Annotated in this window: 25 protein-coding genes; 10 read left to right on the top strand and 15 right to left on the bottom strand. The window is 40.7% G+C overall.

Features of this window, described 5'->3' with window-relative positions:
* Positions 1-106 precede the first annotated feature (106 nt).
* Entirely contained in the window at positions 107-931 is an 825-nt protein-coding gene (locus Aba26S_RS09355) for a protein kinase (protein WP_043971625.1), read from the bottom strand.
* Complete coding sequence (locus tag Aba26S_RS09350; protein WP_043971623.1) at positions 906-2,414, bottom strand: DUF3336 domain-containing protein; 1,509 nt, start codon at positions 2,412-2,414, stop codon at positions 906-908. Before Aba26S_RS09350 ends, Aba26S_RS09355 begins: the two co-directional genes overlap by 26 nt.
* Before the next feature lie 174 nt (positions 2,415-2,588).
* On the opposite strand from Aba26S_RS09350, the gene Aba26S_RS09345 reads away from it, so the two are divergent.
* Entirely contained in the window at positions 2,589-3,479 is an 891-nt protein-coding gene (locus Aba26S_RS09345) for an ATP-binding protein (protein ID WP_043971620.1), read from the top strand.
* A 101-nt stretch (positions 3,480-3,580) separates the two neighbouring features.
* A complete protein-coding gene (locus tag Aba26S_RS09340) occupies positions 3,581-4,681 on the top strand; it encodes a DUF6670 family protein (RefSeq protein ID WP_043971619.1) in 1,101 nt (366 codons plus the stop codon).
* 71 nt (positions 4,682-4,752) lie between these two features.
* Here Aba26S_RS09340 and Aba26S_RS09335 read toward each other — a convergent pair whose 3' ends face one another.
* Positions 4,753-5,313: a TetR/AcrR family transcriptional regulator gene (locus Aba26S_RS09335; protein WP_043971618.1), complete on the bottom strand. Its 561-nt coding sequence runs from the start codon at positions 5,311-5,313 to the stop codon at positions 4,753-4,755.
* Between the two features lie 91 nt (positions 5,314-5,404).
* On the opposite strand from Aba26S_RS09335, the gene Aba26S_RS09330 reads away from it, so the two are divergent.
* The 3 genes from Aba26S_RS09330 (at position 5,405) to Aba26S_RS09320 (ending at position 7,599) form a co-directional block, all read left to right on the top strand.
* On the top strand, positions 5,405-5,947 hold the full coding sequence (locus tag Aba26S_RS09330; protein WP_043971616.1) for an HPP family protein: 543 nt from the start codon (positions 5,405-5,407) through the stop codon (positions 5,945-5,947).
* 150 nt (positions 5,948-6,097) lie between these two features.
* Positions 6,098-6,676 (top strand): TetR/AcrR family transcriptional regulator, encoded by a 579-nt coding sequence (locus tag Aba26S_RS09325; protein WP_043971614.1) that lies wholly within the window; start codon positions 6,098-6,100, stop codon positions 6,674-6,676.
* Complete coding sequence (locus Aba26S_RS09320; protein WP_043971611.1) at positions 6,673-7,599, top strand: DMT family transporter; 927 nt, start codon at positions 6,673-6,675, stop codon at positions 7,597-7,599. Before Aba26S_RS09325 ends, Aba26S_RS09320 begins: the two co-directional genes overlap by 4 nt.
* A gap of 8 nt (positions 7,600-7,607) precedes the next feature.
* Here Aba26S_RS09320 and Aba26S_RS09315 read toward each other — a convergent pair whose 3' ends face one another.
* The 5 genes from Aba26S_RS09315 to tsaD all read right to left on the bottom strand — a co-directional run bounded on the left by Aba26S_RS09315 (position 7,608) and on the right by tsaD (position 10,812).
* Complete coding sequence (locus Aba26S_RS09315; protein ID WP_005243062.1) at positions 7,608-7,931, bottom strand: hypothetical protein; 324 nt, start codon at positions 7,929-7,931, stop codon at positions 7,608-7,610.
* Positions 7,932-8,051: 120 nt separating this feature from the next.
* Positions 8,052-8,555 (bottom strand): hypothetical protein, encoded by a 504-nt coding sequence (locus tag Aba26S_RS09310; RefSeq protein ID WP_005243063.1) that lies wholly within the window; start codon positions 8,553-8,555, stop codon positions 8,052-8,054.
* Positions 8,556-8,595: 40 nt separating this feature from the next.
* Positions 8,596-9,351 carry a tRNA(His) guanylyltransferase Thg1 family protein gene (locus tag Aba26S_RS09305; protein ID WP_043971609.1) on the bottom strand — a complete coding sequence of 252 codons (756 nt, stop codon included), beginning with the start codon at positions 9,349-9,351 and terminating at the stop codon, positions 8,596-8,598.
* Entirely contained in the window at positions 9,351-9,803 is a 453-nt protein-coding gene (locus Aba26S_RS09300; protein WP_043971607.1) for an AAA family ATPase, read from the bottom strand. The genes Aba26S_RS09305 and Aba26S_RS09300 overlap by 1 nt, the downstream gene beginning before the upstream one ends.
* A 1-nt stretch (position 9,804) precedes the next feature.
* On the bottom strand, positions 9,805-10,812 hold the full coding sequence (gene tsaD / locus Aba26S_RS09295) for a tRNA (adenosine(37)-N6)-threonylcarbamoyltransferase complex transferase subunit TsaD (RefSeq protein WP_043971605.1): 1,008 nt from the start codon (positions 10,810-10,812) through the stop codon (positions 9,805-9,807).
* Between the two features lie 145 nt (positions 10,813-10,957).
* Here tsaD and rpsU point away from each other — a divergent pair, with 145 nt between their 5' ends.
* Both rpsU and Aba26S_RS09285 read left to right on the top strand, forming a co-directional pair.
* A complete protein-coding gene (gene rpsU / locus Aba26S_RS09290) occupies positions 10,958-11,173 on the top strand; it encodes a 30S ribosomal protein S21 (protein ID WP_004652785.1) in 216 nt (71 codons plus the stop codon).
* Positions 11,174-11,202: 29 nt separating this feature from the next.
* A complete protein-coding gene (locus tag Aba26S_RS09285; RefSeq protein WP_005243067.1) occupies positions 11,203-11,649 on the top strand; it encodes a GatB/YqeY domain-containing protein in 447 nt (148 codons plus the stop codon).
* Positions 11,650-11,722: 73 nt separating this feature from the next.
* Here Aba26S_RS09285 and Aba26S_RS09280 read toward each other — a convergent pair whose 3' ends face one another.
* The 6 genes from Aba26S_RS09280 to Aba26S_RS09255 form a co-directional block, all read right to left on the bottom strand.
* A complete protein-coding gene (locus Aba26S_RS09280; RefSeq protein ID WP_043971601.1) occupies positions 11,723-12,082 on the bottom strand; it encodes a hypothetical protein in 360 nt (119 codons plus the stop codon).
* Positions 12,083-12,122: 40 nt separating this feature from the next.
* Positions 12,123-12,488, bottom strand: coding sequence for a GFA family protein (locus Aba26S_RS09275; protein ID WP_043971599.1), 366 nt, complete (start codon positions 12,486-12,488; stop codon positions 12,123-12,125).
* Positions 12,489-12,518: 30 nt separating this feature from the next.
* Positions 12,519-13,895, bottom strand: coding sequence for a M48 family metalloprotease (locus Aba26S_RS09270; protein ID WP_151742716.1), 1,377 nt, complete (start codon positions 13,893-13,895; stop codon positions 12,519-12,521).
* Between the two features lie 191 nt (positions 13,896-14,086).
* Positions 14,087-14,674: a 1-acyl-sn-glycerol-3-phosphate acyltransferase gene (locus Aba26S_RS09265; protein WP_043971595.1), complete on the bottom strand. Its 588-nt coding sequence runs from the start codon at positions 14,672-14,674 to the stop codon at positions 14,087-14,089.
* A gap of 111 nt (positions 14,675-14,785) precedes the next feature.
* Positions 14,786-15,751, bottom strand: a complete 966-nt coding sequence (locus Aba26S_RS09260; RefSeq protein ID WP_043971593.1) for a D-glycerate dehydrogenase — start codon at positions 15,749-15,751, stop codon at positions 14,786-14,788.
* A gap of 17 nt (positions 15,752-15,768) precedes the next feature.
* Positions 15,769-16,407 (bottom strand): hypothetical protein, encoded by a 639-nt coding sequence (locus Aba26S_RS09255; RefSeq protein ID WP_043971590.1) that lies wholly within the window; start codon positions 16,405-16,407, stop codon positions 15,769-15,771.
* Positions 16,408-16,687: 280 nt separating this feature from the next.
* On the opposite strand from Aba26S_RS09255, the gene Aba26S_RS09250 reads away from it, so the two are divergent.
* The gene (locus tag Aba26S_RS09250) at positions 16,688-17,788 is read left to right on the top strand and encodes an MBL fold metallo-hydrolase (protein ID WP_043971588.1); all 1,101 of its coding nucleotides are present in this window, start codon (positions 16,688-16,690) and stop codon (positions 17,786-17,788) included.
* A gap of 249 nt (positions 17,789-18,037) precedes the next feature.
* Positions 18,038-18,208 carry a hypothetical protein gene (locus tag Aba26S_RS21400; protein ID WP_005243087.1) on the top strand — a complete coding sequence of 57 codons (171 nt, stop codon included), beginning with the start codon at positions 18,038-18,040 and terminating at the stop codon, positions 18,206-18,208.
* A gap of 309 nt (positions 18,209-18,517) precedes the next feature.
* On the opposite strand, the gene Aba26S_RS09245 is transcribed toward Aba26S_RS21400, so the two are convergent.
* Positions 18,518-19,114 (bottom strand): NAD(P)H-dependent oxidoreductase, encoded by a 597-nt coding sequence (locus Aba26S_RS09245; protein WP_043971586.1) that lies wholly within the window; start codon positions 19,112-19,114, stop codon positions 18,518-18,520.
* A 99-nt stretch (positions 19,115-19,213) separates the two neighbouring features.
* Between Aba26S_RS09245 and Aba26S_RS09240 the strand changes: the two genes are divergently transcribed.
* Positions 19,214-20,119, top strand: a complete 906-nt coding sequence (locus Aba26S_RS09240) for a LysR family transcriptional regulator (RefSeq protein WP_043971583.1) — start codon at positions 19,214-19,216, stop codon at positions 20,117-20,119.
* Positions 20,120-20,164: the final 45 nt, after the last annotated feature.

Below are 20,164 nucleotides of genomic sequence, written 5' to 3'. Positions count from 1 at the left end.
TATGGGTATGCATATTAGTGAGAAAGATGCAGCATGACAAGTCTTTCGTATAAAAAAATCAATCAACTGAACACATAATATTCAAATCACGTATTGATGTTTATTTTTACGGCAAATCAAGGTTGTTTAGACAGTTTTTTGCCGCTAAGACTGAATTAAAACGTTGTTTAACATGCTTTTGGGTTAACCCTTTCAATAAAGGAAGAAAAACCTCAAATTCAGTTGGAAGCTGAATATGTAGCTGTTGGCAATGCAAAACGGCCCAGTCGTGATAAGTCTTTGCCTTTAATCGTGATTGAGCCAACCATTCATACACAATGATACCCAAAGCATAAAGATCACTTTGAATGCTTTTGCCTGCCCCGTGAAAAAGCTCTGGTGCCATATAATGTGGCGTTGCATCTAAAGTCTGGATGGGTTGTTCTGCTCTAAAAGATTGCTCAAAATCAATCAACCGGCATGTGTCTTCATATAAACGGAAATGTTCAGTCTTCAAGTCAGCATGAATCCAGCCTGCTTGGTGCAAGGCATCTAATACATCTAATGCACTTATAATCTTTTGTTTTACTACTTCAATATCATTGATTACCGTGATATCACTAAAAAATGCATCTGAATTGACAGTTAACAGCCCCTGCTCAGCTCCTCCAAGATCTAAGCCTGTTGCAATATGGCTTAATTGAATCACTTGATAGGGCAATAAAAACAATTGTAGCGCCTGAGCAAATTGCTGATAGAACACGAGTTCCCGTAGAAAGGCCTGTTCTAGAAGCGGATGAGTCCCCAGCTTATGAAATTTAAGCCAATAACGTTCTTGATTGATTTGAAAAATATAGACACGCCGCCCAAAGGCATAGCTTTGCGCTTTTATTGTTAAACTTAAATCTTCAAGTTGAATGTTGGGATTAAAGATCCACGTAGTAAAACTCATTCTGCTGCTTTTCGTCCTGCTTTCGCAATGATGTTAAACAATGCTCAATCGTTTTACCAATCCGTGCATGGATTTCAATCGAGGCAATTTTCGGCCAAGTTGCCCGTTCACCTTCTTGTTGCAATACTTTAAACAGTTTCGGGCGCGGATTTTTTAGCATATAGCTATAGTGTCGTAGCCCATATCTGGCAATAATATTGACATCGCCATAGTAGCGTTGCCCTAAAATCCCATAGCCATGATCGAGCATACGGCGAATCGGGAAAAAACTCCCCATATAGCTGCGGGTTAAATCCATGACATCCATCGCAATGGTTTTACCTTGATGGCGAATAATTCTTTCTGGCCAACTCAATACATCTCGACGAAATCTTTCTGAATCACTCTGCATAAACGGCACGATATGTGGATTCACCTGACTGGCAATGGTGTAATTAATATTATATAGCCGAGCCATTTTCTCCTGCGGAAAATCACTACGCATACTGCCATCCACCCATTTGGTATTGGCGAGATACGGCGTATGCTGTCCATCATAGCGCTTACTGGTCAAATGCACAGGTGGAAATAATACAGGCACCGCACAAGAAGCCAATACTGCACTCCAGACCAATACATTCGGTGCAGTTAATGCATTCATAATGCGTGGGTTTTGTGCGGTGTTGTAAGGCGCAATCACAATATTAATATGGCGTTTCGACTGTTTGTATGCTTCGGCAAAGGTGACATCACCCAAGTTCTGCATCAGGAATTTTTTTAAATACATCACATCTGCAACACCGCCACGGCCCCGAACCAGTTCACTGATTTTTCTGAACTTAAATGCATCACTAAAAAAATGTTCACCTTGCAGCAATTCAGGCACTTTATCGGGTGTGGAAACCCCCAGCATACCGGTCATGATCGCCCCTGCACTTGAGCCAGATAAAACTTGCGGCATCAGGTCTTGCTCTAAAAGTGCCTTACAGACCCCAGTATGAAATAAACCCAAAGTGGCACCACCAGAAAACATTAAAGCAGGTTGGCCATAGGCTTTTTGGCATTCCTCAAAAAACTGAATTTTCTCTTTTAACTGGAACGTAATACATTCACTCGAAGCCAAGTAACGTAAACAGTCACTCATTTCTTCAACATAATTTTCAATAATTTTCTTCGTGCCAAAATAGGTTTCGGCAAATAGCATCGGATGTCCAATATTAGCAAAGTCATAAGACAGCCCTTCTCTTAATACATAGATCAGATCAAGCGTCCGATGCTGGGTTCGATATTTTTTTAATAGGTTATAGCGTTTAGAGAGTATTTCTGCATCAAAATAAGGCGATTCATTGTCATATTTCCAGGCCTCTTTGCCCGACTCTTCATCCAGTTTTAGTGCAATGTCTTTCCATTCATCATATGAGCTGGTATGTCGTAAGCGTTCTTGCAACACATCAACTCTATACGACTGATATGTATTCTTTTTTTCCTGAACTCTATTGAACATTTGCAATCCCGATTTTCAGCTTATTTTTTGTATTCTTGCACCTATACAATGCAAAAAGCCGCAGCAACAATCAAGGGTAAAATCGATTTATTTCGATATTTCTGATGATATTTTCTTTATTTCCGTAATAGCAGTGATAGTATCCCTATTCATCATTGAGTTTGGTTTATATTTATGGCTATCCTTGATTTACCCGAGTCTATTCTTCAATCTTTATCCAGCGTATTAACACAGCTGCAGCAAACGCTGCCTGCACTAAAACAACCCACTGATTTTTCCGCAATTGCTTTCCGTTGGGAAAATCAACAGTTGGTTGCAATACAGCAGCCTAAAGAAATGCATCTTGAAGATTTAAAAGGAATTGACCGCCAAAAAGACAAAATCATTCAAAATACGCTGCAGTTTCTGAATGGTTTACCAGCCAATGATGTATTACTGACAGGTTCTCGCGGTACAGGGAAATCATCGATTGTACGTGCCCTACTGACTCAATATTCAGCCCAAGGGCTACGTTTGATTGAGATTGAACGCGATGATTTGTCGGATTTACCCAAGATTCAAAAGCTGATTGAACATCGTCCTGAAAAATTCATCGTCTATTGTGATGATCTGGCTTTTAATGCTGAAGATGAAAATTACCGCAGCTTGAAAAGTGTGCTGGATGGTTCTTTACAATCAGGTTCAAGTAACTTCATTATTTATGCCACCAGTAATCGCCGCCACCTGCTACCTGAATTTATGCATGAAAATACCCCTGTGCGTAAAGTCGATGTACCGCAATATACCGAGTTGCATCCGCAGGAAGCAATTGAGGAAAAAATTTCACTTTCAGATCGTTTTGGCCTATGGTTGTCTTTCTACCCAATGGATCAGCAACTCTATTTAGCAATCGTTGAACACTATATTGTGAAGGCCAATTTGGACTATAACGATCTGGTTCGTGGTGAAAGTTTGAAGTGGTGTCAGGCTCGTGGCCAACGCTCTGGTCGTGCTGCTTACCAGTTCTCAAAACATTGGATTGGTTCACAAAATCTAGAAAAATTACCCCATAAAATAAGTCCGTAATTGTCCTCAAAAGCTGTGGTTTTGTCCTCATTTCCGCTTAGCACTGGCAATTGTTTTTCATACCCTAGCTTTCACAGCATGGATTGAGTCTAGGAAACCAGATGAAGAAACAATTGCCACCAACCTCCCTGACCAGCAAAATCATGGGCAAAAGCTTATTGCTTGCACAAGGTACGCTCGATAAAGCCGTCAAATATTCTACCCTTCCGTTTTCGGAACCTGAAATTATCCGCCCACGTACAGAAGAAAAATTTTATACCTGGACGCATTATGGAGTTTTCTTTCCACTGCTCCCAGAACCTCATCGTTATTTAAATATTATGATTTTGTTGGGTACGCCTGGCGCATTGGCTTTTGACCATGATGACATTACTGTGGGTGACCCGAGAAAAACCGCAACTTTCTTTTCTAGCACGGCTGCTGTAGATGAACATCTGTTAAAAGCCTACATCATTCCAGAAGAAACCAATATCCAAGACAATGGCACATTGATCGAACTTGGCGAAGAAGTTTCTATTCAAGGCACATTACCGAATATTCATCTCAAAGGCAGCTATCATGGGCTCAGCTTTGAGTTTGATTTGGATGTCACAGACCAAATTTCATGGTTTATTAAAACCCCGATCTATGATCATTTTAGTCTATTGGCGAACTTTAAAGGTCAGCTTGAGTATCAAGGTAAAACCACCCCTGCCGAAGGCTTATGTACTTATGAATATGCCCGTGCAGCAGGTGCACATGGCGTGGTGAAAAAACTCCTGCCTGAACCCTATAAATTGCCTTTAGACTTTTTCACTTATCAAATTATTAATTTAACCGAGACCACCCAGTTACTGCTCACCAAAGCCGATATTCTGGGGCAACCTGCGGCCTATAGTCTGCACGTCCGTCATACCGACCAACCAGCAGAACTCTATACCAAGGTTGAATTTAAGGTGATTGCCCATCAAGTTGATGATTATATTTCCCCGAGCGGCAAGAAAATGCGTTTACCGCAACTGTTCTCTTGGTCAGTCAAAGATGATGCTGATCAAAAGGTTCTCGAGATCACTGCGGAAATTGATAGCCCATTCCGTTATGGTCATGGTGTTGGTTATGCCAGTGCTTATACCTTCACAGGGGAATATTTAAATAAACCCGTTCAAGGTCGTGGTTATATCGAATATGTGGATGTAGAAGATCAGAACGCATTTAAACAATAAAAAGCAGTAAGCCTTTGGTACTTGATCAAAGGCTTACTGTTATACGATAAGAATAATAGTACGAACAACATTTAATCTGCTGTTGGATTAAATGCATCGATCATTTGCTGAATCGATGCCTTGATCTGCGCTGCTACGTTTGCATCATAACCTTCCACCAAAAAGCGACTAATCAATCCTTCAATTAAGGTATAGCTTACTTCAATCAACATCTCTGCCTTTGGATAAGCATGCAGATATGCTGTGATTAAGTTTCTAATCCAAACTTTGTGTTGTTTTGACACGGAGATGATCTCTTGATCGCCCAAATGCGACTCAGCGACCGCTCTTACGAACAAGCAACCTTTAAAGTTATCTTCTTGAAACCATAATAAATGCCAATCGATCAGCCTGCTCAACGCCTCTCGTCCTGTTGCATCCGCAACATAATCCAGCAGGCTGTTTCTAAACTTTTCATCCCGCGCCTTTAAGACGGATTTCACCAATTGATTTTTATTTTTAAAATAGGTGTACATGGTGGTTTTTGAACAGCCAGACTCGTCTCGAATCAGGTCAACCCCCACTCCAACAAAACTATTTTCATAAAATAATTTTTCTGCGGTATGCAAAATTTTATTGGCTGACTTTGACATAAAAATTTACTCAATCAAAATAGTACAGATCTGTACTATTTATGATTTTAGTTTTATTATCGCCGTAAAGCAACCCCGCATAGAGATCACCATGTTATCTTTATTCAACGGTAGAGAACATCTCGCCCCCATGCCCCAATCCATTGATGTCATAAGAAGTCTCATCGGTGGAACATTGAGTATCTTGATCTTAATTTTCCTTAGTAAGCTCACCCACAATCTATTTATCATGGCACCATTCGGTGCAACCTGCGTTATTCTCTATGCGGTATCACAATCGCCTTTAGCACAACCTCGTAATGTGATTTTGGGGCATTTTGTCTCGGCTTTTATTGGCCTACTGTTTCTTAAAGTGTTTGGTGTCTCGACACTGAGCATTGCGCTGTCTGTTGGCTGTGCCATCGCAGCCATGCAAATTTTGCGCTGTGTGCATCCACCCGCTGGCGCAAATCCATTAGTAATTTTACTGACGGCAGATACCATTCAATATCATTGGAGTTTCTTATTCTTCCCTGTGCTCTTAGGCTCAATTGCATTGGTGCTGGTTGCATGGCTGGTCAACAATCTAAAATCCGAGAAGAAATGGCCTGTGTATGGATTGGCTTTTATCCACAGTAAAAAGAATCTTCAATAAATCCTGATCGATTAAAGCCTGATCCATACGCTTTAATCGATTTCCTTTTATCAATCCAACTTAAATAAATAGAACGCATAAACTTTTGCTTGCAAATAATTTACTTTTCCATAAAAATAGGTAGGTCGGTATACATAAATATATTTTCTTATGAGCTCAAAATCAGCAAAACAAAAAATTCTGGATGCAGCAGCAACCCTGTTTTATAACGATGGCATCAGTAACACAGGCATCAACAGCATTACAGAGAAAGCCAATGTCGCCAAAATGTCGCTGTACAATAACTTTGCGACTAAATCAGACTTAATCACCTGTTATATCGAAGCCCGTCATCAGGAATGGCTGGATTTATACGAAAAAAGAAAAGTGCAAATCCAAACCCCAATTGAGGGTATTTTGGCGGTTTTTGATGCCTATCAGGACCATGCTGAATTTGCCTATGAAAAAGGCTTCCGTGGTTGTGGCTTACTCAATGCAGCCGCCGAATTTCCCGCACATAGTCCTGAACGTTTGGCGGTTAAGCAGCATAAAGATGAAATTGAAGCGATTTTAGCGGGTCATTTGCAGCAACTCAGTATCACCCCACAGCGGGTAAAAGAGCTGGCACTACTGCTTTCATTTATCTTGGAAGGTTCGATTGCTCGTGCTGGTTTAGAAAGCGCCAGTGATAAAGTATTTGCCGCTAAACACATGGTTCACAACCTCTTAGAACAAGAGGTTGCAAAGTGAAGAGTACTTCTGTAAATCTCAGTTCTCATTCTGGCTTTATTGCAGTTTTAGTCGCTTCTATTTTATGGGGTACTACAGGCACAGCCGCCTCTTATGCGCCCAATTTAAGCCCCTTAGCCATTGGTGCAATCGCCATGGGTGGTGGTGGGTTATTACAGGCCTTATTGGCCTATAAAAATATCCGCAGCCATTTACCGCAAATTCGCTCTTACTACCCTTTGCTACTGATTGGCATGGTCTCGGTTGCGATTTACCCATTGGCATTCTATTCGTCAATGCGTATGGCAGGGATTACCATTGGTACGGTGGTTTCAATTGGTTCAGCCCCTTTATTTACTGCATTACTAGAAAAATTCTTTGATAAAAAAGCCCTCTCTAAAAAGTGGTTTTTTAGCTTTATTTTCGGGGTTGCTGGTGTCCTCTTGCTCTCGATTGGTGAATCGCACTCGCAAGCAACGGCACAAACGATTGCAACAGAGCAGAAAACCCTTGGGATTATTCTTGGACTGATCGCGGCACTGACTTACTCACTATACTCTTGTGCTGCCAAAAAGATGATTGATCGTGGCGTCGACTCGAAAGCATCTATGGGATTAATTTTTGGTTTTGGTGCTTTAATTTTATTACCGACACTATTTTTTACGGGTTCGAACTTATTTGACGAACCTGTGAATCTGTATGTTGTCACCTATATGATGCTGATTCCAATGTTTCTCGGTTATCTGTTATTTGGTTATGCCCTAAAAACGATTTCAGCCAGTACGGCAACGACACTGACGCTATTTGAACCTTTGGTTGCAGCTTTATTTGCAGTTCTCTTGGTAGGTGAGCAATTAGCACTCATTGGCTGGGTCGGTATGGCCCTGATTTTTGTGTGTCTGGCCGTACTCTCTAAAGCAGATCGTTCACAGCAAATGACTTAGTAATTCGTCTAAGCCATTAAAATCAAAAGTAGTAACATTGCAGTTGTAAAGCTAAAAACAATCATTTTCCCATTAAAACGTAGTGCCTCTTTGGCTGATTTTTTAATGGGTTCTTGTTTTTTTAATCCAATGATTGACAAAATGATGCCGATAAAATTACAGATCACCGAGATGATTAATACCAAGAAAAAGAATAGATGGACAGGTGGCATTTCACAAATCCGATCAGAGGCACATGGGATACTGAGAACATAAATAGAAAACACTGCTGCCACAGCAATAATAATGATACTGAACCATGCAATTATCGTTGCTGCTTTAGCCGACCACATTATTTTACCTTTTTATTTATTATTGAGAATACAAACTAAAATTTGATGCTAACCCACCATTATTAATTATTCTAGGTGCAGAAAAATCGATTTCTCTGCACCGACAAGAGAGCTTAAAGATTAATACTCTTTTGCTAACTTCTCTAAGGTTGTGAGCATTTTTCTCACCACACTTCTTTTATGATGCAACATATTCTTAATATTGCTTGGATTAAAGCCTGTCAATTTTGCGATACCACGACTGGTCATATACTCACCCGTTTTCGCAAAGTGCTTTTCACTTAACTCGGTTTTCGCATTTGAGAATCGAACTGCCAGCTTATAATCACTAAACTCAGACCATGCACCGGTCTTATATTCGTCCGCATCAAAGCTACCCTTCTGCTGAGTAGGTTTTTCGCGCAGAATATTACTCAAGCGGTTAATCACAATCTTTTCTTCACTTTGCTCAATCAATTGATAAAGCTCAGTTTCTTCAAATGGCCGCCCCAAAGCGATATCTTTTCTATATTGTTCAATGACTTTTTCTTTTGATGCAACCTTCTCCTCACCTTTTTGAGTGAGGCAGAGAATCTTAAATAAAGACTCTAATCGGCCACATGTAAAAATATAAGAAATTTTCAACTTACTACTCCATTATGAACGACTGTTCATAAAAATATTTTCAAAAAAATTTTTGACCTATAAATTCACTATAGAGTTCATTTAAAGGCAACTCAAAGTCAGCAACTAACTGCCTTCTTGTCGTTTGTGTAATTTCACCAGTTTTCGGATTCAGCCCCGTTTTTTCAACGTCTTTCCAATAAACACCGGTACCACGCTTTTGCCATGCAGGGAGTTCATTAAAATTAATCTGTTGTGAAAAGAGTAAATCATGCTTTTCTTGACGATTTAATCCTTTCACTTGTTTCGTTGCTTCACCTACGGCATGACCCGATTTTCTTAACATCCAATAGCAGTGAGCATTTAATGCATTTCGATGAGCATCCTCTTGTCTCCAACGGAAATAGTCATCTACTAATTGCGAATTGGGAAAAATACAAACTCGAGCATCAAAAGTAGCAATTTGACCATGCAGAACAGAGAATTTTGCACTGGCTTCACCTGCTAAAATAGAAAGAATTTTACGTTCCTTACGGTTAAAACTTTCATCGCGGTAATGGAATAAAAGAGAAATTTCATCGCTCTGGGTATAACCATAAATGATATTAAAACCACACTGTAATAAATGGGTTGTGGTTTCTACCATTAAATCTCTAAAATGTACATCAAATGGCGCTTCAAATTGCCAGATCTCTTTGGTTAGCCGTGTAAACCCCCGACCATCTAGCCTGACCACAATATAGTTTTCAGGCGGGATACAGAAATCGTAAGCCGTCTCATATTTTCTTAATCTTGTATCTAAATCTTCAAATCTCATTATTGTTCTCTTTGATACAGCAAGCTCATATTAAAGTCATTTTCTTGATCAATTGAAACGCTGTAAATTTCATCAAAACCCTCATTAAGCTCAGGTATTTCTAACTTTTTAAAAGTTGAAATAACCCCAACTCCAGGAATTTTTGCTTTTCCTTCTCGCTGTTCATTTCGTAGTAGTAAATCATCCAAACAACTATCAAAATAGTATGCAATCACTTTAAAGTGGGCATTTTTTGCTTCTTGAACATATATCTTTCGATCTAGTTTGCTCGGATTGGTATTATCAATCACAACTTTCTGTTTTGCTTCTAAACAGGCATTAAACAATATTTTCTCACGATGTCTGGTTTTCAACATATCAAGATTGAGACGAATATGTGTATCAGAGAAATATTGCTTAAAAAATGTTGATTTACCTGAAGCTTGTCCACCGACAAAAATGATAAGTTCCATTTTAGGTCGGCTGTAACTCAGTCATTGGCCATCTTGGTGTTGTCGTCACCGCCAAACCATCATGTTGCCCAGCTTTTAAACGTTGATATCCAGCAAAGGCAATCATGGCGCCGTTGTCTGTACACAATGCAGGCTCGGCATAATAAACTTGAGCCTTGATCTTTGCCAGTGACGTTTCTAATTGCTCGCGCAATCTTAGATTAGCACTCACGCCGCCTGCAATGACCAACCGTTTTAAACCTGTTTGCTTTAAGGTCTTCACTGATTTTTTAACCAGTGTATCAACAACCGCCTCTTGAAAAGAAGCTGCCACATCGGCATCGCGATTTTCTTCACCTAACTTTTTCAGTTGTACAGAAACCGCTGTTTTAAGGCCACTAAAAGAAAAATCCAAACCTTGATGCAAGATTGGTCTCGGGAATTCAAATGCTTTGGCATCGCCCTGTAACGCCAATTTCGCAATATTCGGTCCACCTGGATAAGGTAAATTCATCATTTTTGCGACTTTATCAAAGGCTTCACCTGCCGCATCATCAATGGACTCACCCAATAACTCATATTGACCAATGCCATAGGCAGCCATTAATTGAGTATGCCCACCAGAGACTAATAAAGCCACAAACGGAAATTCCGGTGGAGTTTCCGAAAGTAATGGAGCAAGCATATGACCTTCCATATGATGCACACCAATCGCAGGTTTATTAAATGCAAATGCCAAAGTGCGTCCAAATAAAGCACCTGTCATCAGTGCACCCATCAGTCCAGGACCACGGGTATAGGCAACTGCATCAATCTCTTGTTTTTTAACACCACTTTGCTCAAGCAGTTGATTAATCAAAGGAATCATCTTTCGAACATGATCGCGTGATGCCAACTCAGGGACAACGCCGCCATATTCCGCATGCAATTTAATCTGGCTATATAAAACCTGTCCACGTAAGCCGAGCTCGCTATCATAGAGTGCTAACCCAGTTTCATCACACGAAGTTTCTAAGCCCAAAACAATCATTAAACTGCCTTTACAACGATCAAAAATAATATCGAAGCTATTATAGACTTGTGATCTGAGTTGTAAATGAGTAAAATACTGACCTTCACTTGCGATCTAGTGCAATCGTGCGTTAGATCTTATCCATAATCTTAGAGGATTTTACATGCCACAAGTTAAGTTGAAAGAAGGCGAACCAGTAGACGTAGCTATCCGTCGTTTCAAACGTTCATGCGAAAAAGCGGGTGTTTTAGCTGACGTTCGTAAGCGCGAATTCTATGAGAAACCAACTCAAGAACGTAAGCGTAAAAAAGCTGCTGCAGTTAAGCGTTATCAAAAGAAATTGACTCGCGAATCTGTACGTACTACTCGCCTTTACTAATTAATTTGTGATTGACTGCTGAAGAGACTATGAATACTTTAAAAAACCAGATTACTGACGTGTTAAAAAACTCAATGCGTGCCAAAGATATGGCAACAGTAACGGTTATTCGTGGTGTACAGGCAGCAATTAAGCAAATCGAAGTCGATGAGCGCAAAGAGCTTGACGATGCTCAGGTTCTTGCGGTCATTGAAAAGCAAATTAAACAACGTAAAGAATCGATCAAGGCCTTTTCTGGCGCTGGTCGAGATGATTTAGCTAGTAAAGAACAAGCCGAAGTTGAGATTATATCTCAATTTCTACCAGCAGCTATGACTGAGGAAGAACTTGATTCTATCATTGAGCAAACGATTGCTGCTCAAGAAGCTACTAGCATGAAAGATATGGGTAAGGTGATGAATTCTCTACGTCCGATCATAGCCGGGCGTGCCGATCCTGCACAAGTATCTGCTAAAATTAAAGCAAAATTAAGCTAATCCGCTTAACTCCTTTATATTCCCCTATTTTTTAAATTGGATTCATTTTAACAATGAACCCAAAGTATTTTTATTATTTAAAATCACACTGAACATTATATTTTGCAAGCATTTGCATTTCTTTTGACTCAACCACCTGCTTGATTACATCTTGTTTAGTCATGCTGGCATATTGCGCTGGTAATGATGATCGATTTTTTTCAATCGCATCGGACATATCCTGAATATAACGCTGATTAATCTGACAATACTTTGCTTGCTGCTCAGGGCTAAATTGTGAAGTTTGTGGATTTAGAGTTCGTAAAAAACTCCGAATATCCTGTGCATATGTGCCTCGAATTTTATCGACTGAGTTTGCGTACTGCTCAATCGATGCTGCTGAGCTGATCCCCACACTGCTTATCGCAAAAATAAAAACTAAAATCTTCTTCATAAATGTTCTAACTTCTCAGCGATTTCTTACGCTCGTCATCTTATCTTAATTCAATAAAATTTGGTTTATGCTCAAGAAAAAATTCTTCTTTAGGTGCAGGAACTTTCCCTTCGGTCACCGTCCCAAGTCGTAAACGAATCACATCAGGCAAATCCTTGCGGTAAGAATAGAGTGGACTGGCACAGTTTTGACAAAATACACGCGCCTTATTTGGCGTGTGAAAATATTCTTTTAGCTGCTCACGCCCAGTAATCAGTTCAAATTTACTTTGCTCGACTGGACTGTTCCAGCCCGCAATAGAGCCTTGTGCCCGTTGGCAATCGCTGCAATAACATAAAATGCTGTTTTCAATTTCCCCATGATATTGATACTGCACAGCGCCACACAAACATTGCCCTTGAATCATGTGCCTTTCCTTTAATTGTTTTAATGCATATTAGAGTTTCATACGACGCTCATCTTGCATCTGTTTCAACCGTGCGTCAATCTTAGCCGACATCGCCACATTTCCTTTCGCAAGTCGTTGTGCATGCAACATCGACTTAATCGCATTTTCTTCATAACCTGACCAGTACTCAGCCTCTGCCCGATAACCCAACACATTGACGGCTTGTAAGGGTGAACTTTTGTCTAAATTGGTGGCTTGTTGCAGCAACTGCCAGCCTTCAATGTCACGTTGGTTTTTATGGATAAAACGTTGTACCAAAGCCTGCGCCTGTGCAATTTGCCCTTGGCGAATCAGCACCTCTGCTAGCTTATAAGATAAAGCTCTATTTTCAGGCATAACTTTCTGGATCGAGTTAATGCTGCTATATGCTTGATCTAATTTATTTTGGCCTAGATAGATATCAGTTTGAATCAAGGGAATCAGCACATGGTTCTTGAGTTTCGCTTTCACCAAATCCAAGTTGGCTTGTGCTTGCTTATAATCACCTTGTTCAAGATAAAACTTGCTCAGCGCCAATTGCGCTGCGGTATTGTTTTGATTCGCCAATGCCTGTAATTGAATTTCAGTGGCCTGATTAGAAACAACCAAAGTATAAAGTTTTAAAATTTCAAAATCGAGATCATAAATTTTTGATTTCACTTTAGGTAGTTGATTGGCACGCAAACGCGCCTCACTCATCCGTTCAGTGGTTAAAGGATGAGTAAACCAGAAGTCTGGTAAAAAGCTGACCCGACTGGTCGCTCGATGCATTGTTTCAAAATAATCGGCCATACTTTGCGGGTTATAACCAGCAGCATACATAAACTGCATCCCGATACGATCCGCTTCACGTTCCTGATTACGGCTATAACTCAACTGCTTATCCATCAATGCAGCTTGTGTCCCCATCATTACCGCTGCACCCGCATTACCATCTGCCTGAGATGCAATGGCAGCACCAACGATAATTCCCGCTAATGCGAGTAAACCCTGCCCCTTAAACGCTTCTTGAGAGCGACTATAGTGTCGTTGTGCAACGTGTGCAATTTCATGCGCCATCACGCCTGCAATCTCATCAATATTTTTGGCAGAGGTAATTAAACCAGTATTCAATGCAAATAGACCACCAGGTACGGCAAAGGCATTAATTTGAGGATCTTTGATAATGACTAAACCAATTGGCTGTCCAAGTTGGGTCTGGCTTAAGATCCCAGAAAAGACCTGAAAGAACTGATCTTCTAACCATGCATCTTGTACTGTTGGCATTTGACGATGCACTTCACGATAAACTTTTTCACCAATAAATTTTTCTTTTTGTTGATCGAGCAAACCTATGCCACTGCCAATTTCAGGCACTTCTGTTTGCCCTGCGCCCTGCGAAGGCAAAAAAACTTCAGTGTGACTGAGTTGGGTTGTGGCGAAAAGGCCACAGGCGAGCAGCAACGATCTCAAGTGGTTTCTCTATGATTTTAATAAAGAAAATCAATATAGCATTGAAAGTAGGAGAAATTTGCAACAAAGTGTTATAAAAGGCAGAGAAATCCTGCCTGACTTTATGATTTTTGCAAGTGCTTGAATCACTCTGTTGCAACATAACGCTGATCGACACTAAATTTTTCTGGGAATTTAGCATTGATTTCTGCATAAAAAGACATAATTTCAGTCATATCTTTTTGATAATCGCCCGTAGGATAGACAATTTTACCTACACCAGTTTTTTTCTTGGCATAGTCCATATAGGCAAGTGCAATCGGTACACCTGCTGTCATTGCAACATGATAAAAACCTGTTTTCCATTGTTCCTGTTTGGCACGTGTCCCTTCTGGAGTCACCAACATCACCAACTTGGGATGCATCTTAAATAAATCGCTCATCAGTTGAACCATGCTTGGTCGTGCTTGACCTTCATGCTTCACGCTACGATCAATTCCAATCCCCCCCATAGCTCGGACAAAGGGGCCAAATGGCAATTTCATATAACTGTCTTTGATGGTAAGTCGAACATTAACACCCAAAGCCTTTAATGCCAAACGGGCATAAAGCGCATCCCAATTGCTGGTATGCGGCGCCGCAATCATCACACATTGGTCAATATTTAAATCCCAATGATTATCAATTTCCCAGCCCATTAAGCCCAAACTTTGTTCAGCTAATTTCTCGAACACCAGACACCCCAAGATGAAGTCACAAAGGGCGCAAGTGTACCAATATTAATCAATTTAAAAAGATGGGATAGTGCAATAATGCAGCAACCAATTGCTCAGCATTGTAAGCAATTATTCAAACTTTGGATTGACCAGATAACGTGGCGTACGATCTTCTAAAGCATCTATCAGGTTTTGATAAGCTAGCTTCACCATTTTATGACGTGTTTCAGCTGTCGCTGAGCCTAGATGCGGTACTGTGACTGCATTTGCCAATTCGAATAAGGGAGAACTTTGCAACGGTTCTTTGGCATAAACATCTAAACCAGCAGCAAAAATTTTGTGTTGTTGCAAGGCGTCGACTAAGGCATTCTCATCAACCACAGAACCCCGTGCAATATTGACGAAAACGGCATGTTTTTGCATTAAATCAAACTGCTCTGCACCAATCAGTGCTTTTGATTCATGATTTAAATCAACAGCCACCACAATAAAATCCGACTGCTGTAAGAGCTGGTCTAAGTCACGATACTGCGCATTCAAAGCTTGCGCCACTTCAATCTTTTCACGGCGGTTATGGTACAAAATATTCATATTGAAACCATAAAAACCACGGCGGGCAATGGCAGCCCCAATATTCCCCAAGCCAATAATACCCAAGGTTTTACCAAAAACATCCACACCAAATTGTTCAGTAGAAACAGTGCGTTTCCATTGACCTTGTTTGGTCCATGCATCTAGATAAGGAATTTGACGTGCGGCACTGAACAACAAAGTAAAGGCAAGATCAGCAGTCGTTTCAGTTAAAACATGCGGTGTATTCGCGAGCCAGATTTTCTTTTGATTGAGATAGTCGACATCGTAGTTATCGTAACCAACCGACACGGTCGAAATAATTTTGAGTTTTTGGGCCGGAGCTAAATTGCTTTCATTGAGTAAGCGCCCTGCACCAATCATGGCATCAGCGTCTACCACTTCAGTTCGAATCTGTTCATTGATATCGCCCAGTTTTGGGTTGAGTACCACCACCTGATAATCTTGCTGTAACTGCGCTAAAACGTCCTGATCTATTTGGCTGAATACAACGACTTTCTTCATGATTCGATTTCCGTTCTTTATTGCATGAGCTGCCACAACCGCCTTTTCAATAGAGGTTGAGCCAGCATTTCTTCTAAACTCGCTAAATGTAATATATTGGAATGCTGAATAAAGTCCAGTTGACCTAAGCATAATATTTTTTTGTTATTTGCAGTGGCATCCAGAAAGCCTTGGATATAAGACGACAGCCCTCTGCTCTCTTGCAATGCAGCCAAGGGAAATGGCCATTTCAATTCGGCATATTGTCCGAGTTTCGCCTTTTGAATATTTTGCCAAAGCTGGCGTTGTCCATCGCTGAGCTGGCTGCTCTCTAATAAAATGGCACTGTTTTCTAAGACATACATTTGCAGTTCTAATGCTTGAATCTGCGCTGTAATGACAATCTGCTCTTTTTCAACAACTGTCTCTTTGACCACAGGCTTAGCAATGATTTCTGCAGGCTGAGGTGCTTCAACTGTAGTTGTCGTCGATACAGGTAAGACATGATCTTGAACAGCTGATACAGGAGCAAGCATCGGTACTGAAGGCTGTGGTGCTTCATCCACCACTTGATCTCGCCATAGACTCGGTGCAGTATTTTTTTGACACACGACTTCTCTCGGAATCCAAACATCTATTCCTAAAGTTGCCAATATGTTTCTTTGCTGCCCGATCATGTTAACTACTCATTGTCCTCATTCACAGTGATTTGCAACACTGTAACCTTGGCTAGTCTAACATAAACCAACCCTGCCTAAATGACTTCCTTTTGCTCAATCACATCAATCCAAATTCAATTCGCCTCGAAAATAAACGTTTCCGTAGTTTAGGCAAAAAATTCAGTCACTACAGGCAAGTTTTCATTCGTCGACTTTTAGATCATATTTCATCATTTTGTCGCTTTTAGTTTTTATTAGTGTTGTATCGAATGCTCAAATGAAAAGGTGGACTCCATTTATGCTTATTCTTTTTGCGATCGCTGTTGTTCTGCTCATTGCTGGCAGTGCCATATATACCCAACAACCTCTATTCGGCAAAATCCCTTCTGGTAAACGCCTCCAATTGATCGAGAACTCTCCCAATTATCGACAAGGCCAATTCCGTAACCTGATCGAAAAGTCTGGAATGAGTGAAGGTTCAAGTATTGCGGTAGAACTCTACAAAACCTTTATTAAAACCATTCCTCATCGCAATCCAATTGATCCGATTCCTTCAGTTAAAACCAATCTACTCAACCTCAATCCTAAACAGGATGTCATCATCTGGTTTGGACACTCATCCGTATTTATGCAATTGCATGGCAAAACCTTTTTGATTGATCCCGTCATGAGCGGCAAAGCCTCTCCTTTTCCTTGGGGCACACGTGCCTATAAAGGGACTGATATTTATACCGTTGAAGAGTTACCTAATATTGATTATCTACTGATTTCGCATGATCACTATGACCATCTTGATTATGAAACAACACTTAAACTCAAAGATAAAGTTAAATATGTCATTACAGGTCTAGGTGTAGGCGAACACTTTGAGTACTGGGGTTATCCCAAGGAAAAGCTAATCGAAAGAGATTGGGGTGACAAAATCGAATTTGATGATGGCATTACTATTATCACCGAAACCACCCATCATGATTCTCGACGTGCATTTGACGGCGGCAAAAATCTCTGGGTATCGTTCGTGATCCAATCCCCCAATAAAAAGATTTTCTATACCGGCGATGGCGGTTATGACAAACACTTTATCGAGATTGGACAGAAATATGGCCCCTTTGATTGGGCCTTGATGGAAAATGGACAATACGATGCGGCCTGGCGTTCAGTGCATTGCCATCCTGATGAGGTAGCACAAGCAACTGAAGAACTGAATGCACGCAATATGATTCCTGTGCACCATTCAAAATTCAGTTTGGCCAAGCATGCATGGGATGAACCGATTACCCGCATTGTCGAATATTCAAAGAACAGAAAATATCGCCTTGCCACTCCCATGATTGGCGAGCTGGTTGAACTGGATAATGAGCATCAAAGCTTCAAACAATGGTGGCATAACATTCGTTAATTAAACTCACCGCAACAATATACCGCCTCATTTCGATGAGGCTTTTTATGGATTCCTTAAAAAAAACCGTCAAGCTCATTAAATTAGGTAAAAACTGAGCATTCTGGGTCACGTCTATTCGGATATTTAAGCTTCAATAAGGACATCCAAAACAGTAAGAATACGCTATACAGACGGATTTTCTATGCAGAAGGCAGCTCAAATGAAATATATTAATTCATGGAGCGTCTGGCTAAATGAGTAATTGACATGCTCGTCAATCAAGCTGATCTCACTCAAACCTTATTTGTCTGCGATACAAGAAAATTGGCGTCAAATCTAGCTACCAATACAAAAGTTATCGCAGGTGATGTATTCAATTTGAAACAAGTGCAACAGGCCGTTCAGGGTCAAGATATCGCAAAGCTACGGATGTATTAGAGGTCTCTAATCTGAATTAGATTATTTTGCCTGCGGCGTGACTCATGAATGGAGATGAAATTGACTCTGAAACAACAGAACCCCAGAAGCATTTTAAAGACACATTCGTCTCGCGTAAAAGTGTCGCAGCCTTTATCGTGAAAAATTATGCAAACTCCAGAATTAGCCTGTCGAAAAAATTTAGGACTCAGTAAACCACATTCTGATACCGATCAACCTCATTTTATATGGATATGAAAAAGTCGGACAAACGGCACCGTGTTTGTCCGATTCTGCCAATCAAGCAGCAGTAAAAGGGTTTATCAATTTTTAAATGGCAACCTGCTGAGCCTTTTGTTGTGCGGCTTTTAAAGCATCTGTTCTTAACGCTGGCATATCCAGACCTTCTGCATAGACAAAATTCACATCATGGATGCCCATCAAGCCTAAAACAGACTGGAGATAAGGCGTCACCGCATCCGTTACCTGTCCCAAATGGATTCCACCACGACTGGTCATCACAATGGCTTTGACCTCTTCCACCAAACCTTGCGGATAAGTTTCGGTATATCGGAAGGTGTGACGGGCACGAGCCACTAAATCAAACCAGTTTTTTAACTGTGTTGGAACATTCAAGTTATACATGGGCGCACCGATGACCAATAAATCGGTTGCCTTCAATTCAGCAATCAGTTCATCTGATAACTGGATAATTTTTTGAATCGGTGCTGCAACATTTTCAGCACCGCGTAACGCTTGGAAAATTTCGGCATCAAGTACAGGTAAGTTAAGTGCTGCTAAATCACGAATGATAACCTCATCCTGCAACCCTTTCTCAGCACGCTCTTGTAAAAATACATCGACTAAACGACTAGTTTGTGATTGATCACCCATAATACTTGATTTTAATACCAGCACTTTCGCCATCGTTGTACTCCATATCTTTGATGGAGCTATCTTACTATTAGATTTAAATCACCAGTAGTGATACTATTTCCACTAATTGATTCCAAATAATCCACAATAATGCAAACTGAACTCAATACGATTTCAATCTTTGTCACCGTGGTTGAAGCAGGAAGTTTTAGCAACGCGGCTGAACAATTGCATCTGACTCGCTCAGCTGTCAGTAAGAGTATCGCCCGCTTAGAAGCGCGCTTGGGCGTGACTTTGTTTAAGCGCACCACTCGTACACTGAGCCTAACTACGGAAGGTGCTCTGTTTTATGAACATAGCCATCGTGCGCTCGCAGAAATCGATACTGCTGAAAGTTTATTAGATCAAGGAAAAATCAATGCGACGGGGCTATTGAGAATTTCAGCCCCGGTACTGTTTGGACAACTGTATGTCGCACCGCTAATGGTTGAACTTGCACAGCAACATCCTGATTTGCAAATCGAACTCTCTTTGAATGATCGAACCATAGATCTGGTGGAAGATGGCTTTGACTTGGCCATTCGGATTGGTGCACTGCCCGATAGTCATCATTTGGTTGCAAGAAAACTGGGGGATCACCGCATGCTGCTCTGTGCAACACCACAGTATCTTGAAAAGTCGAGTGCTTTACATCAGCTCGATGATCTACAACAGCATACGACGATTGCTTATCCCTATTCAGGACAGCAACCCAAGTGGCATCTTCAAGATGAACATAAACAGAGCTATACCATCAAACCACAAGCAAAATTGCTGTTAAATGACATGCAAGCGATTAAAAATACGGTCCTGTCACATCATGGTATTGCTTGGCTACCCGATTGGCTGATTCATTACGAGCTGCAACAAGGGACCTTAATTCAGGTATTGGCAAATTTCTCCAGTGTTGACTTTCCAATCCACGTCCTTTGGCCTACTCTGCCCTTCATGCCCCTTAAAACCCGTTTGGCGATTGATCAACTTGTGGAAAAATTACCGCAACAACTGTATGCATAACCGCTTCAAAGCCTACAAAGATAAAAAAGACAGACCAAGCACCTG

Origin of the sequence: Acinetobacter sp. NBRC 110496, from assembly GCF_000876115.1 — a bacterium.
In the GTDB taxonomy this organism is placed as follows: Bacteria; Pseudomonadota; Gammaproteobacteria; order Pseudomonadales; family Moraxellaceae; genus Acinetobacter.
The sequence above is the reverse complement of the archived record's forward strand: the minus strand, read 5'-3'. Positions and strand labels throughout refer to the sequence as shown.